Origin of the sequence: Winogradskyella forsetii (assembly GCF_013394595.1) — a bacterium.
Taxonomy (GTDB): domain Bacteria; phylum Bacteroidota; class Bacteroidia; order Flavobacteriales; family Flavobacteriaceae; genus Winogradskyella; species Winogradskyella forsetii.
On record NZ_CP053348.1, the window covers coordinates 278796 to 293246 of the forward strand.

The following is a 14451-nucleotide window of genomic DNA, read 5'->3' on the forward strand; positions in this document are numbered from 1 at the left end:
TTACTTATTTTTAATTTCGGTATCTATGATTTTCTTTAGTGCTTCCAGTTCTTCTTTCGTTAAATCTGTTTTACGTGTAAAAAATGAAGCGAACTGTGATGCACTATCATTAAAAAAGGTTTTAATGAGGCCGTTTACATGCTTTGAAAAATAGTCTTCTTTTTTAACTAATGGAAAATATTCTCTAGAGTTACCATGAGTTTTATAATCCACAAAACCTTTACCAATCATGCGCTTAAGTAAGGTGGCAACTGTGGTTGTGGCGGGTTTTGGTTCTGGATAAATATCCAATAAATCTTTCATAAAAGCTTTTTCTAGCTTCCAGAGGTATTGCATTAGTTGTTCTTCAGTTTTAGATAATTGCATACTCTACGTATTTAGAATTAACTCTACAAATGTAGAGTATATTTTTTAATTCTACAAGTGTAGAGTTAAAAAATAACTGATAAAAAAATCCGTTCGTTAAGAACGGATTAAATTTTTAAGACGATAATTCTGTAAAATGCTTATAAAACCAAGGAATAGTCTCAATACCTTTAAGATAATTCCAAATGCCAAAATGTTCGTTTGGTGAGTGAATCGCATCACTATCCAATCCAAAGCCCATTAAAATTGTTTTGCTGTTCAGTTCTTCTTCAAAAAGCGATACAATAGGAATACTACCACCACTGCGTTGTGGAATTGGTGTTTTTCCAAAAGTTTGTTCGTAAGCTTTTGAAGCGGCTTTATAACCAACACTGTCAATAGGAGTTACATAACCTTGTCCGCCATGATGAGGTTTTACATTCACTTTTACCCCTTTTGGTGCCATACTTTCAAAATGATCTTTGAATAATTTTGTGATCTCTTCCCAATCTTGATGAGGTACCAATCGCATGGATATTTTCGCATAGGCTTTGCTGGCAATTACGGTTTTTGCACCTTCGCCAGTGTAGCCTCCCCAAATACCATTGACATCTAAGGTAGGACGAATTGAATTACGTTCATTAGTTGTGTAGCCTTCTTCACCATAGACCGCATCAATATCCAGTGATTTTTTGTAAGCCTCCAATGAAAATGGGGCTTTTGCCATTTCGGCGCGTTCGCCATCCGATAGGTTCTCAACCTTATCATAAAATCCAGGAATGGTTATATGATTGTTTTCATCATGAAGCGATGCAATCATTTTAGTCAAAACGTTGATTGGATTTGCCACAGCACCTCCATAAAGTCCAGAATGTAAATCTCTGTTTGGTCCTGTGACTTCAACTTCAACATAACTTAGGCCTCTAAGACCAGTAGTGATTGAAGGAACATTTTTAGCAATCATACCTGTATCTGAAATCAAAATCACATCGTTTTTTAATTTCTCACGATTTGCTTTTACAAATTTCGAAAGATTAACGCTGCCAACTTCCTCTTCACCTTCAATCATAAATTTCACATTGCAAGGCAATTCATTATTGGAAGTCATGTATTCCATGGCTTTAACGTGCATATACATTTGGCCCTTATCATCGCAAGCACCTCTGGCGAAAATAGCACCGTCGGGATGTAACTCTGTTTTTTGGATGATGGGTTCAAAAGGAGGGGAGTTCCATAAATCCAAAGGATCTGGTGGTTGCACATCGTAATGGCCGTAAACGAGAACTGTCGGTAAATTTTTATCGATTATTTTTTCACCGTATACTATGGGATAACCATCGGTTTCGCATATTTCAACATGATCGCAGCCCGCTTTTTCTAGACTGATTTTAATTAGGTCTGCGGTTTTTAAAACATCGCCTTTGTATGCGGAATCTGCACTTATTGAAGGGATTTTGAGCAATTCTATAAGCTCATTTAGAAAGCGCTCTTTGTTGTCGTTGATGTAAGATTGAATGGATTGCATATATAAATTGGGTTTGTAACAAAAATAAGAAAAACAAAATCGAATATTTTCTTATTTAAATCCTATTTGAATATTGAAACTATTGTTTATATTTGCAGTCCAAAATGCAGGCGTGGTGGAATTGGTAGACACGCTAGACTTAGGATCTAGTGCCGCGAGGTGTGAGAGTTCGAGTCTCTCCGCCTGTACTCCGAATGAAAGCCGAAGAGAAATCTTCGGCTTTTTGCGTTTTAACTTGAACATAAGTTATGCCGTACAGAACGAGTAAATTTCATTGATCTCCTAAAAGTGTTTAATAACGAAAACGCTTAATTGCTAAAAATAAGTCATTTTTCACCTATAAATAAGAGCTAGATTCTAATGAAATTTGGTCGATTTGGAATATGATGAATATAAAAATAAAGCTTCAAGCACTTAGAACCCTTTGTTTTGCCTTGACCTTAAATAATTAAAAATATTCGTTGGAACATAACTATTTTTGAATATATTTGCATACCAGAACAGAACAGAACGGTTTTATGATTTTTGATATTAATCTTGATAGTGATATACCTAGGTATCAGCAATTGGTGAATACTATAAATGATGCACTTTCTAGTAGTTCTATTTCTAGTGGTGATCCTTTACCTTCGGTTAATAACATATGTAAAGACTACAATCTTTCAAGGGATACTGTCTTTAAAGCGTATTCAATTTTAAAAGAAAATGGTGTTGTAGAATCTGTGCCTAACAAAGGCTATTACGTTGCTAACGACACTCGAAAAGTACTTTTGGTTTTAGACACCTTTAAAGCTTATAAAGAGGTGCTTTATCATTCATTTGTAAATAATTTACCTAAAAATGTGATAGTTGATGTTCAATTTCATCACTATAACATCAATAACTTTAAAACTATTTTAAATAACGGCAAAGGCAAATATTACAAATTTGTGGTTATGACATTCAATCATAAGGAAGTGGCTTCAACATTGTCATATTTTGACAATGACAAACTTCTACTTATTGATTGGAATGTGCATTCAAATGCATCCAACAATTATGTTTTTCAAGATTTTGGACTGTCATTTTATGAGGCGTTGAAGGAAGCGGTTAATGCCTTTAAAAAATATAAAAAAGTTGTTTTCGTATATCCTACGTTCACTAATCATCCCTCCGAAACACTGAAGTATTTTAAAAAGTTTTGTGAGGAAAATAATTTTAAACACCGCATTGTAAGAGATTCTAGTGAATTTAACGTCATCAAAAATGAAGCTTATATCAGTGTTAGCGACCGGATTTTAGGTTCATTCTTGGAACAATGCAAAGTCAAAGGTTTTGAGCCAGGAACAGATGTTGGGTTTTTATCTTACAATGATACCCCAATGAAAAAGTTTATCTACAAAGGTATTTCAGTCATTTCAACCAATTTTGAAGACATGGGCGCCAAAGCTGCCGGATTTATTAAGACTGAAAAGCCATTACAAAACTACATACCAACAAAATTAATATTAAGAGATTCATTATAAAACTATGTATTATCTAGGATTAGACATCGGAAGTTCATCAATTAAAGTAGCGCTAGTGGAAATAACTACGGGAAAAAGCGTAGGTGTTGTTCAAGAGCCAGAAAAGGAAATGAGCATGTTTGCTCAAAAAAACGGATGGGCAGAACAAAAACCTGACGATTGGTGGATGCATTCTTGTAATGCTATTGCACGTTTAAAAAAACAGTACAATATATCTAGAACCCAAATTAAAGGGATAGGTATTTCTTACCAAATGCACGGATTGGTCATTGTAGACAAAGAAGGAAAACCGCTTCGAAAAAGTATTATTTGGTGTGATAGTAGAGCGGTTCAAATAGGAAAAGACGCCTTTACAAGCATTGGGGAAGAAAAATGTGCAAGCAGTTTATTAAACTCACCTGCAAATTTTACGGCTTCAAAACTAAAATGGGTAAAAGATAATGAACCGGATATTTATAGTAATATCTATAAATTTATGCTTCCAGGCGATTATATTGCTTTTAAGTTTTCAAACACAATTAATAGCACTATTTCTGGACTTTCAGAAGGTATATTTTGGGATTTTAAAAATGATACCATTGCAGATTTTCTTTTAGAGCATTATGGCATTGATAAGGCCTTGGTTCCCGATGTCGTCGATACCTTTGGATTACAATCGGTTGTAGATGAAAAAGGCGAAACAGATAGTGGTATTGCAGCAGGAACACCAATATATTACAGAGCAGGAGACCAGCCAAATAATGCACTATCATTAAACGTGTTTAACCCTGGCGAAGTAGCTGCAACTGGTGGAACATCAGGTGTGGTGTATGCTGTAACCGATAATTTATCTGGTAAAGAAAGCACAAGGGTTAATAATTTTGCACATGTCAATTATAAACAATCACTTCCTAGAATTGGCAAACTGCTCAATATAAATGGTGCAGGTATTCAATATAGATGGTTGTTAAATAATCTAGCTGTAGATTCTTATGACGACATGAATCAATTGGCCTCTCAAGTTCCAGTAGGTTCGGATGGTGTTTGTATGCTACCGTTTGGAAATGGAGCTGAAAGAATGCTTAACAATATGGAAATAGGAACACGTTTGGTTAATTTAAATTTAAATAACCATCAAAAAGGGCACGTATGCAGAGCGGCTTTAGAAGGTATTGCATTTTCATTTGTATATGGTATGGATATCTTAAAATCTGACGGTATTAATATTAAGGTGATGCGAGCAGGAAATGATAATTTATTTCGTTCGGAAATCTTTGCAAATACGGTAGCGACCTTAATAGACCAAGAAATCGAAATCTATAATACCACAGGCGCTATTGGTGCGGCCAGAGCTGCTGGATTACATGAGGGCGATTTTGATTCGTACGGAAAATTGGTTGAAGATAATGATCACGTCATGACCTTTATGCCTTTTAAGGATAAAGCACCCTATCTAAAAGCATACGAAAACTGGAAAGCAGAATTAAATCTTAAATTAAATAATAAATAAATCAAACATTAATTTTATAACATTATACTATGGCAATTTTAGGAAATAAAGAATACTATAAAGGTATCGGCGACATTAAGTTTGAAGGAAAAGATTCAGACAACCCATTAGCGTTTAAATATTACAACCCAGACCAAGTGGTTGCTGGTAAAACCATGAAAGAATGGTTTAAATTCTCAATAGCCTATTGGCATACCTTCTGTGGCCAAGGCGCAGATCCATTCGGTCCAGGAACGCAAAGTTTTGAATGGGATAAACCAGCCGATGCTGTTGAGGCGGCAAAGGAGAAAGCAGATGCTGCTTTTGAATTTATTACCAAAATGGGATTCGATTATTACTGCTTCCACGATTATGATTTGATAAGAGAAGGTGCAACATTCTCAGAATCGGAATCGCGACTAGCGACGATCACAGACTATTTAAAAGAGAAACAAGCGGCTTCTGGTGTTAAATTACTTTGGGGTACAGCAAATTGTTTTTCTAATCCGCGTTACATGAATGGCGCTTCAACCAATCCAGATTTTGATGTGGTTGCTAGAGCAGGTGGACAAATAAAATTAGCGCTAGACGCGACGATGGCTTTAAACGGGGAAAACTACGTATTTTGGGGTGGTCGTGAAGGTTACATGTCTTTACTTAACACAGATATGGGTCGTGAGTTAGACCATATGGGTCAGTTTTTAACCATGTGTAGAGATTATGCCAGAGCACAAGGATTTAAAGGAAATTTCTTTATAGAACCAAAGCCAATGGAGCCGTCTAAGCATCAATATGATTTTGATACAGCAACTGCTATCGGTTTCTTAAAAGAGTACGGGTTAGATAAAGATTTCAAAATTAATATTGAAGTTAACCATGCTACGTTGGCGCAACACACTTTCCAACACGAAATAGAAACGGCTGCAAAAGCAGGGATGTTAGGAAGTTTAGATGCTAACCGAGGTGATTACCAAAATGGTTGGGATACAGACCAGTTTCCTAATAACATTCAGGAAACTACTGAAGCGATGTTGGTTTTCTTGAAAGCTGGTGGTTTACAAGGAGGAGGTGTTAATTTTGATGCAAAAATCAGAAGAAACTCAACCGATTTAGAAGATGTCTTCCATGCACATATTGGTGGTGCAGATACTTTTGCAAGAGCTTTACTTATTGCAGATAAAATTATAACTTCGTCACCTTATGAGAAACTGCGACAAGAAAGATACAGTTCCTTTGATTCAGGTAAAGGAAAAGATTTTGAAGATGGAAAATTAAACTTACAAGATCTATATAAAATAGCTCATGAAAATGGAGAACTATCATTAAAGAGTGGTAAGCAAGAATTGTTCGAAAACATAATCAACCAATACATTTAAACATGAATAAAAAAATAGATCAGCAATCGGCCGATAATATTAGAGCATTAGCCGTCGCTATGGTAGAAAAGGCAAATTCAGGACATCCTGGAGGGCCAATGGGTGGTGCCGATTATATGCACATACTCTACTCAGAGTTTTTTAATTTTGATCCATCTGATATGGAATGGCCATTTAGAGACCGTTTCTTTATGGATGCGGGTCACTTATCAACCCTAATGTATGCACAATACTATCTTTTAGGAAATTATTCTAAAGACGATGTTAGTAACTTCCGTCAATGGGGTTCTATAACGCCTGGGCATCCAGAGGTGGATGTAAAAAGAGGTATAGAAAACACTTCAGGACCATTAGGGCAAGGTCATACTATGGGTGTTGGAGCTGCAATAGCTGCTAAGTTTTTACAAGCTCGATTTGGTGATTGGATGAACCATAAAATTTACGGTTTTATCTCTGATGGTGGTGTGCAAGAAGAAATTTCGCAAGGTGCAGGTCGAATTGCAGGACATTTAGGATTAAGCAATTTCATCATGTTCTTCGATTCCAATGACATTCAACTATCCACTTCTACAGATGAAGTGACGAGTGAAGATACTGAAATGAAATATAAGGCATGGGGCTGGAATGTGATAACGATTGATGCGCATAACCATGACGAGATAAGAAAAGCATTGACAGATGCGAATAAAGAAAAAGAACGCCCAACCTTAATTATCGGTAAAACGATTATGGGCAAGGGCGCAGTGGCTGCTGATGGAAGTATGTTTGAAGGGCACTGTGAATTGCATGGTCAACCTATTGGGAACTCTGGAGCAGATTACGAGAAAACCCTACTTAATTTAGGAGCGAAAGTTGAAAGTCCGTTTGATATTTTTGAAGATGTTCAAACTTATTACAAGGATATTGTAAAGAAAAAAGAAGAAGAAGCGGCTAAAAAGAAAAAAGACATCGCTGCTTGGAAAAAGGATAATGCGGAGCTTTCAGAAAAATTAAATTTTTTCTTATCAGGAAAGTTGCCGGAATTGGATTTTGAATCGATCGTACATAAAGAAGGGTTAGCTTCTAGAGCAGCATCTTCTGGCGTTTTAGGCTATTTAGCTGGCAAGGTTGAAAACATGATTGTGTCTTCAGCAGATTTATCTAACTCTGATAAAACCGACGGATTCTTAAAGAAAACAACAGCACTTCAAAAAGGAGATTTTTCAGGCTCGTTTTTACAAGCAGGTGTAGCGGAATTAACCATGGCGTGTATCGCCAATGGTATTGCTTTACATGGTGGCTGTATTCCTGTTGTGGCGACATTCTTTGTGTTTTCAGATTATATGAAACCAGCGATAAGATTAAGCGGAATCCAAGAATTACCTGTGAAATATGTCTGGACGCATGATGCCTTTAGAGTTGGGGAAGATGGACCAACGCATCAACCTGTGGAGCAGGAAGCTCAAATAAGATTATTGGAAAAATTAAAAAACCACAGCGGCAAACCAAGTTTTTTAGCCTTGCGTCCTGCAGATTCTGCTGAAACAAGTGTGGCTTGGAAAATGGCTTTAGAAAATACGTCAACGCCTACTGGGTTGATTCTTTCGAGACAAGGGATTAAAGATATCTTATCCGTTTCTGGTTCGAGATATAAGGATGCCTTGGCTGCCGAAAAAGGGGGCTATTTAGTTAAAGAAGTCGAACATCCAGATGTAGTATTAATTGCCAATGGTTCTGAAGTTGCAACCTTGGTGGAAGCAGCAGACATTTTAGAATCCGAGAACGGATTAAAAGTCAATATAGCTTCAATCATTTCTGAAGGATTATTCAGATTGCAATCTAAAGAATATCAAGAAGGCATCATTCCTAAAAACAAACCTTTATTTGGTTTAACAGCGGGTTTACCTGTGAATTTGGAAGGCTTGGTTGGTGACAACGGAAAAGTCTTCGGATTGGAACATTTTGGATATTCTGCGCCGGCAACGGTTTTGGATGACAAATTTGGTTTCACAGGAGAGAAAGTGAGCAAAGAAGTATTGGAATATTTAAAAACAACTAAAAAATAAGATTATGAAATTCTTTATAGATACAGCAAACCTCGATGAAATAGGGGAAGCACAAGCTTTAGGCGTTTTGGATGGCGTTACTACAAATCCTTCGTTAATGGCCAAAGAAGGCATTACCGGAAAAGATAATATTTTAGCGCATTACAAGAAAATCTGTGATATCGTCGATGGCGATGTCAGTGCCGAAGTGATTTCAACCGATTTTGACGGAATGGTCGAAGAAGGAGAAGCACTGGCAGCATTAAATCCGCAAATCGTAGTAAAATTACCGATGATTGCAGATGGTGTGAAGGCTTGTAAATATTTTTCAGATAAAGGTATTAGAACCAATGTAACTTTAGTGTTTTCTGCTGGTCAAGCCTTATTGGCAGCCAAAGCAGGTGCAACTTATGTGTCGCCTTTTTTAGGACGATTAGATGATATTTCAACAGATGGTTTAAACCTAATTGCAGAAATACGATTAATTTACGATAATTATGGATTTGATACGCAAATTTTGGCAGCTTCGATTCGTCACACCATGCATGTTATTGATTGTGCAAAATTAGGTAGTGATGTGATGACAGGCCCATTATCTTCAATCACAGGTTTATTAAAACACCCATTAACGGATATTGGTTTAGCGAAATTTTTAGAAGATTATAAGAAAGGGAATAATTAAATAGTTAATGGCGTTTTCTGGAAAAAATGATAAAGTAATAAACTAAACGATAATTTAAAAATGATTTTGTTTAAGGCTTTTACCAAAAATCCATAATTATTTTTTGAAATGAAAATTCTTGGTATATCTGCTTATTATCATGATTCGGCCGCTGCAATTGTAGAGGGTGGTAACGTGTTATTTGCGGCACAAGAAGAACGTTTTACAAGAATAAAAAATGATGCCTCGTTCCCAGAAAACGCTATTAATTTTTGCCTTAACGAATCAGGGTTAACCTTTGAGGAATATGCTAATTAAGGAAGAATGTGATCCTTAAGTAATAATTGAGCCTACGCCCAACGCACCATAATATTCGTTATGTCCAGCATAAATGATAACCAAATCTGGTTTTTGCTCTATAATGTCGTCGGTTAAATCCCAAAGCGTATACGAGTTTACAGCAGTGATTCCTGTATTTATAACTTCAATGTTTTTGTCGGGAAAGGTGTGGGATAATCGATGCTTTAACAATCTAGGAAAGGAAGCACCTCTGTAAAAAGGAAAACCTACAACGGTTGATGCGCCTTGTACTACAACCCTAAATGTACTGTCAGTTTTAGTTTTTAAAAATAAATCGGATTGATTATCAGAACGCAGCCCATTATCTTTGAAGTATTTTCCTGCAATTTTTTTATTCATCACAAGATAATCCGGTTTGTTTTCTACATGCGGAATTCCATGAAACAGCTGATAACTTTCACCGTAACCACCAATTCTCAATCCAATTTCTAGAATAAATATTAAGACAAAAGGCAATAAGATAGCAATTGATCTAAATAGAAGTTGTTTTTTTATAGCGTATGTGTTTTAAAATTTGAATCAGGATCTTCGATTGTCATGTCAGCTTTAATTTTTTGTTCGTGCAAATTCGCACTAAAATGTTTAAATTTCACTTCTTGTTTATGTATATTGCATCAAAACAAACGGTTGTCTAAAAACAGTTCAACAAAAACAGATTAAGCAAATTTAAAACTATTAATATAAACTAAAATGAATAAATCAATATTTGATGTATCTAGTAAAGTTGCCATTGTTACAGGTGGAGGAGGTGTGCTAGGAGGAAATATATCTAAACATTTAATAAATGCCGGTTGCAAAGTAGTAGTACTAGATATTCGTGAGGAAAACGTAAAAACTAGGGTTGAAGAATTAGAAGCCATGGGCGGAACAGCTATTGGCTATGTTTCTAATGTTTTAGATGTTGAAGAAATGAAAAATACCCGAGAAAAAATCATTGAAGCTTGGGGCAAAATTGATATTCTGATTAATGCCGCTGGAGGAAATTTACCGGGAGCCACATTAACAGAAGAGCAAACGGTTTTCGATATGAAAATTGAAGATTTTGAAAAAGTAACCAATCTCAACTTAAATGGTACCGTTTATCCGTGTTTGGTATTTGGAGAGGCTATGGCTAATCAAGGACAAGGAAGTATTATAAATGTGTCATCAATGGCAACATTGTCTGCGATTACAAGAGTTCCTGGGTATTCAGTAGCTAAAAGTGGTATCGATATCTTTACCAAATGGATGGCTATGGAAATGGGAACTAAATTTGGAGAAAAGGTGAGAGTGAATGCAATAGCACCTGGGTTTTTTATAGGTGATCAAAATAGAAAAGTTTTAATTAATGAAGATGGTTCGTTTACTGAAAGAAGTAAAAAAGTCTTAGCCCGAACCCCTATGAAGCGATTTGGTGATATTACGGAACTCAATGGAATTGTCCAATTCTTATGTTCTGATGCCGCAAGTTTTATAACCGGAACTGTTATTCCTGTAGATGGAGGTTTCAGCTCGTTTAGTGGTGTCTAATTTGATTTAACGGTATGAAACTAATTAAAACCTTAAGGTGGTTTGGAGATAAAGACCCTATATCACTAAAAGAAATAGCCCAAACTGGAGCCACTGGGATTGTTACGGCATTACATCATATTCCTAATGGAGAAATTTGGACGGAAGAAGAGATTTTAAAAACAAAAACAAACATAGAATCCCATGGACTGACTTGGGAAGTTGTTGAAAGCTTACCCGTTCATGAAGACATAAAAAAAGGAACACCTGCAAGAGTAAATTTAATAGCTAATTACAAGCAAAGTGTTGAAAATTTAGGCAAATGTGGTATAACAACCATTTGCTATAACTTTATGCCTGTATTGGATTGGGCAAGAACCAATCTTCACTATACTCTAAAAAATGGCGCAGAAGCGATGTATTTCGATAAAAATCTATTTACAGCTTTTGATTTATTTTTACTAAAACGACCCAATGCAGAAAAAGACTATTCTGAAAGTGAAATTAAAGCAGCAAAATCAGTTTTTGATAGTTTAAGTGAGGAAGAGAAAGACACACTGGGTTATAACATTATAGTTAAAACACAATCGTTTATAGATGGTGCCGTAAAAGAAGGAGAGAAAAACTATTTGAATTTATTTAATAATTTGTTGGCAGCTTATGATGGTATTGATAAAAATAGATTGCGAGAAAATTTTTCCTATTTTTTAAATGAAGTCATACCTGTAGCAGAATCCGCAGGTGTTAATTTGGCTGTTCATCCAGACGATCCGCCATTTCCACTTTTAGGATTGCCTAGAATAGTGAGTAATGCAGAAGATTTTGAATGGTTGTGCCAAGCATGTCCTTCTTTACATAATGGTATCACGTTCTGTACGGGTTCATTGGGAGCAAAGTTAGATAATGATTTAATATCTATTTTCAAAAACAATGCGGAAAGAGTGCATTTTCTTCACCTAAGGATGACAAGGGTTTTAGAGAATGGTGATTTCTACGAAACATCGCACTTAGAAGAGAATGTTGAACCTATAATGGAGGTTATCATAGAGGAACAAATAAGAAGAAAAGCTAATAATAGATTAGATTATAATATCCCATTGAGACCAGATCATGGACATAAAATTTTAGATGATTTTAAACGAGAAGCGAATCCTGGTTATCCTTTAATAGGTCGTTTAAAAGGGCTTGCAGAATTGTCTGGGTTGGAATCTGGAATTCGATATAAAATGAAATGATTTTTTGAGTGACTCTTCGCTATTATTTTCTCAAATTTGTTGTAACCTTATTTCGGTATAAAAAATAATTATGGAACAAACATGGCGTTGGTACGGACCTAATGATCCCGTATCCTTATCAGATATTAAACAAGCTGGAGCAACAGGAGTGGTCTCTGCCTTACATCATATTCCAAACGGAGAAGTTTGGACAGTTGATGAGGTTAAAAAAAGAAAAGAAACCATTGAAAATAGTGGACTCACTTGGAGTGTAGTAGAAAGCATTCCTGTTCATGAAACCATAAAAACACGCTCAGGAAATTTTCAACAGTATGTAGAGAATTATAAAAAAAGTTTAGAGAACTTAGCCAGTTGCGGAGTACATATTGTTTGCTACAATTTTATGCCCGTTTTAGACTGGACGCGCACAGATTTAGCTTTTCAAGTTGCGGATGGTTCAAAAGCACTACGTTTTGATGTCACCGCTTTTGCAGCCTTTGAACTTCATTTATTACAGCGACCAGGGGCGGAAGCAGTGTATTTGGCAGAACAAAAAGCTGAGGCAAAAGCCTATTATGATCAACTTTCTGAAGACAGCAAACAAAAACTCGTCAACAACATTATTGCTGGATTACCCGGTGCAGAAGAAGGCTATACTTTAGAACAATTTCAGGCGATTTTAGACACTTACAAAGACATAGACGCTCAAAAATTGAGAGAAAACTTGGTGGCTTTTTTAAAGGAAATAATTCCTGTAGCTTCTCAAAATAATATTTTAATGTGTATGCATCCGGACGATCCTCCATATCCAATTTTAGGATTGCCAAGAGTGGTAAGTACTGAAAAGGATTATGTTTATTTATTTTCAGAAGTGCCAGATAGAGCCAACGGTATCACTTTTTGTACCGGGTCTTTAGGGGTTAGGGCGGATAACGATTTGGTAAAGATGTTTAAACGTTTTGCAGACAGAGTTCATTTTTTACATTTGAGAAGTACAAAACGCGATGCTAAAGGTAATTTCTATGAAGCCAACCATTTAGAAGGCGATGTAGATATGTATCAGGTAGTAAAAGAAGTGGTCGTTGAGGAACATAGACGAAAAGCAGAAGGTATGTCTGACGCATTGATTCCTATGCGACCAGATCATGGCCATCAAATGCTAGATGATTTGCAGAAGAAAACCAATCCAGGATATTCAGGTATCGGAAGGTTGAGAGGTTTAGCAGAACTTAGAGGTTTAGAGTTGGGTATTTTGAAAAGCTTGTAGTTAGGAGTATAATAAATTCGAAACATTTTATAACAGATAATTTTATATTACAGACTAGTGTAGCAGAAACATTATACCATCGTTACACAAAAATCTACCAATAATAGATGATTACAATCATTTATCAGCCAAACAGATTTCTGAAAATAAGTCTGTTAAAAACATGACCGAAGTTTGGCTAAAAAGGCGATCATTATAAAGGCAGAGCTTAAAGGGCAAATGACAGATAAATACTGTGTTACGGTCTCAACATCTTAAATAGATAAGTGCTTCGTTTTAAATAACGTTGTAGAATGACTTATAATTTTAGATAAAAATCGTTAACCTGTTTTGCATCATATTTATTCTGATCAAACTTATAAAGATAGGAACCCTTAGTAGAAGAGGTCATGTCTTTTTCATTCAGCTTCACTACAATATCCATAGACTTTATTTTATTGATAAAGTTTCTCTTATCCAATTCTTTATCTAGAATAGTTTCATATAGTTTTTGCAATTGGCGCATTGTAAACTTTTCAGGAAGTAATTCAAAACCAATAGGATTTATAGATGTTCTGCGTCGTAAGCGTCTTACTGCTTTTTCCAACATTTCATTGTGGTCAAAAATTAGCTGAGGAATCTGGCTTAGACTAAACCATTTGGCATTATAATTCTCTATTAATTCTTCGTTATGCTTTTCAATGTTTATAATAGCATAATAAGAAGTTGAAATTGTTCTTTCAACAGGATCTCTATCTACCGCACTAAAAGCATAAAGTTGTTCTAGGTAGATGTCGTGCATTCCTGTTAGTCTAAATAGTATTCTTGCGGCAGCATCGTCTAATGTTTCATTTTTCTTTAAAAAGCCACCCATTAAAGACCATTTTCCTTTTTCTGGTTCAAAATCCCTTTGAATTAGAAGTACCTTCAAATCTTCATCATCAAACCCAAAAATGATACAATCTACGGCTAGAAAAATTTTATCTTCTGGTATATAGCCTTTAAACATAATTTAAAATTTTCACAAAAGTATAGTAAATTTTAAATATGACGCCTGTTAGGAGCAAATAAGTGTTAATATTACATTTATTTTTAAAACTATTTGGTTTTAATAATTGTTTTGTATTACTTTGGTAGTGTCTTAATTACACTTATTGTTTTTTAACTATAGCATAAATTACTCATTATAGATTTATCGCTGTGATTGACACCGTTTTCTTTGATTTCCTGACTCATTTA

At 35.5% G+C, this 14451-nt stretch carries 14 protein-coding genes and 1 tRNA gene; 11 read left to right on the forward strand and 4 right to left on the reverse strand.

Annotation, left to right across the window (positions count from 1 at the left end; genetic code table 11):
• Both HM987_RS01290 and HM987_RS01295 read right to left on the reverse strand, forming a co-directional pair.
• Nucleotides 1–366 carry a BlaI/MecI/CopY family transcriptional regulator gene (locus tag HM987_RS01290; protein WP_179004509.1) on the reverse strand — a complete coding sequence of 122 codons (366 nt, stop codon included), beginning with the start codon at nucleotides 364–366 and terminating at the stop codon, nucleotides 1–3.
• Between the two features lie 115 nt (nucleotides 367–481).
• The gene (locus HM987_RS01295; RefSeq protein ID WP_179004511.1) at nucleotides 482–1870 is read right to left on the reverse strand and encodes a dipeptidase; all 1389 of its coding nucleotides are present in this window, start codon (nucleotides 1868–1870) and stop codon (nucleotides 482–484) included.
• Nucleotides 1871–1976: 106 nt separating this feature from the next.
• Here HM987_RS01295 and HM987_RS01300 point away from each other — a divergent pair.
• The 7 genes from HM987_RS01300 to HM987_RS01330 all read left to right on the forward strand — a co-directional run bounded on the left by HM987_RS01300 (nucleotide 1977) and on the right by HM987_RS01330 (nucleotide 9222).
• Nucleotides 1977–2058: transfer RNA gene (locus HM987_RS01300), tRNA-Leu, on the forward strand.
• A 330-nt stretch (nucleotides 2059–2388) separates the two neighbouring features.
• On the forward strand, nucleotides 2389–3375 hold the full coding sequence (locus tag HM987_RS01305) for a GntR family transcriptional regulator (RefSeq protein ID WP_179004513.1): 987 nt from the start codon (nucleotides 2389–2391) through the stop codon (nucleotides 3373–3375).
• A gap of 4 nt (nucleotides 3376–3379) precedes the next feature.
• Nucleotides 3380–4864: a xylulokinase gene (locus HM987_RS01310; RefSeq protein ID WP_179004515.1), complete on the forward strand. Its 1485-nt coding sequence runs from the start codon at nucleotides 3380–3382 to the stop codon at nucleotides 4862–4864.
• A gap of 29 nt (nucleotides 4865–4893) precedes the next feature.
• Nucleotides 4894–6219 (forward strand): xylose isomerase, encoded by a 1326-nt coding sequence (gene xylA / locus HM987_RS01315; protein WP_179004517.1) that lies wholly within the window; start codon nucleotides 4894–4896, stop codon nucleotides 6217–6219.
• 2 nt (nucleotides 6220–6221) lie between these two features.
• Nucleotides 6222–8264, forward strand: coding sequence for a transketolase family protein (locus HM987_RS01320; protein WP_179004519.1), 2043 nt, complete (start codon nucleotides 6222–6224; stop codon nucleotides 8262–8264).
• 4 nt (nucleotides 8265–8268) lie between these two features.
• Entirely contained in the window at nucleotides 8269–8925 is a 657-nt protein-coding gene (gene fsa / locus HM987_RS01325; RefSeq protein WP_179004521.1) for a fructose-6-phosphate aldolase, read from the forward strand.
• A gap of 108 nt (nucleotides 8926–9033) precedes the next feature.
• On the forward strand, nucleotides 9034–9222 hold the full coding sequence (locus tag HM987_RS01330) for a carbamoyltransferase N-terminal domain-containing protein (protein WP_179004523.1): 189 nt from the start codon (nucleotides 9034–9036) through the stop codon (nucleotides 9220–9222).
• Between the two features lie 15 nt (nucleotides 9223–9237).
• Here HM987_RS01330 and HM987_RS01335 read toward each other — a convergent pair whose 3' ends face one another.
• Nucleotides 9238–9720: an SGNH/GDSL hydrolase family protein gene (locus HM987_RS01335; protein WP_179004525.1), complete on the reverse strand. Its 483-nt coding sequence runs from the start codon at nucleotides 9718–9720 to the stop codon at nucleotides 9238–9240.
• A 234-nt stretch (nucleotides 9721–9954) separates the two neighbouring features.
• Between HM987_RS01335 and HM987_RS01340 the strand changes: the two genes are divergently transcribed.
• The 4 genes from HM987_RS01340 to HM987_RS19730 all read left to right on the forward strand — a co-directional run bounded on the left by HM987_RS01340 (nucleotide 9955) and on the right by HM987_RS19730 (nucleotide 13432).
• Nucleotides 9955–10773 carry an SDR family oxidoreductase gene (locus HM987_RS01340; protein ID WP_179004527.1) on the forward strand — a complete coding sequence of 273 codons (819 nt, stop codon included), beginning with the start codon at nucleotides 9955–9957 and terminating at the stop codon, nucleotides 10771–10773.
• Nucleotides 10774–10787: 14 nt separating this feature from the next.
• Nucleotides 10788–11987, forward strand: coding sequence for a mannonate dehydratase (uxuA, locus tag HM987_RS01345; RefSeq protein ID WP_179004529.1), 1200 nt, complete (start codon nucleotides 10788–10790; stop codon nucleotides 11985–11987).
• 70 nt (nucleotides 11988–12057) lie between these two features.
• On the forward strand, nucleotides 12058–13233 hold the full coding sequence (gene uxuA, locus HM987_RS01350) for a mannonate dehydratase (RefSeq protein WP_179004531.1): 1176 nt from the start codon (nucleotides 12058–12060) through the stop codon (nucleotides 13231–13233).
• Between the two features lie 73 nt (nucleotides 13234–13306).
• Complete coding sequence (locus HM987_RS19730) at nucleotides 13307–13432, forward strand: glucuronate isomerase (RefSeq protein WP_370622882.1); 126 nt, start codon at nucleotides 13307–13309, stop codon at nucleotides 13430–13432.
• A gap of 99 nt (nucleotides 13433–13531) precedes the next feature.
• On the opposite strand, the gene HM987_RS01360 is transcribed toward HM987_RS19730, so the two are convergent.
• Nucleotides 13532–14221, reverse strand: coding sequence for an NUDIX hydrolase (locus HM987_RS01360; RefSeq protein ID WP_179004533.1), 690 nt, complete (start codon nucleotides 14219–14221; stop codon nucleotides 13532–13534).
• Between the last annotated feature and the right edge of the window lie 230 nt (nucleotides 14222–14451).

Coding starts and splice junctions, on each gene's coding strand:
- fsa (WP_179004521.1), top strand. CDS start 8,269: ATGAAATTCTTTATAGATACAGCAAACCTCGATGAAATAGGGGAAGCA.
- xylA (WP_179004517.1), top strand. CDS start 4,894: ATGGCAATTTTAGGAAATAAAGAATACTATAAAGGTATCGGCGACATT.
- HM987_RS01340 (WP_179004527.1), top strand. CDS start 9,955: ATGAATAAATCAATATTTGATGTATCTAGTAAAGTTGCCATTGTTACA.
- HM987_RS01305 (WP_179004513.1), top strand. CDS start 2,389: ATGATTTTTGATATTAATCTTGATAGTGATATACCTAGGTATCAGCAA.
- HM987_RS01310 (WP_179004515.1), top strand. CDS start 3,380: ATGTATTATCTAGGATTAGACATCGGAAGTTCATCAATTAAAGTAGCG.
- HM987_RS01330 (WP_179004523.1), top strand. CDS start 9,034: ATGAAAATTCTTGGTATATCTGCTTATTATCATGATTCGGCCGCTGCA.
- HM987_RS01295 (WP_179004511.1), bottom strand. CDS start 1,870: ATGCAATCCATTCAATCTTACATCAACGACAACAAAGAGCGCTTTCTA.
- HM987_RS01320 (WP_179004519.1), top strand. CDS start 6,222: ATGAATAAAAAAATAGATCAGCAATCGGCCGATAATATTAGAGCATTA.
- HM987_RS01360 (WP_179004533.1), bottom strand. CDS start 14,221: ATGTTTAAAGGCTATATACCAGAAGATAAAATTTTTCTAGCCGTAGAT.
- uxuA (WP_179004529.1), top strand. CDS start 10,788: ATGAAACTAATTAAAACCTTAAGGTGGTTTGGAGATAAAGACCCTATA.
- HM987_RS01290 (WP_179004509.1), bottom strand. CDS start 366: ATGCAATTATCTAAAACTGAAGAACAACTAATGCAATACCTCTGGAAG.
- uxuA (WP_179004531.1), top strand. CDS start 12,058: ATGGAACAAACATGGCGTTGGTACGGACCTAATGATCCCGTATCCTTA.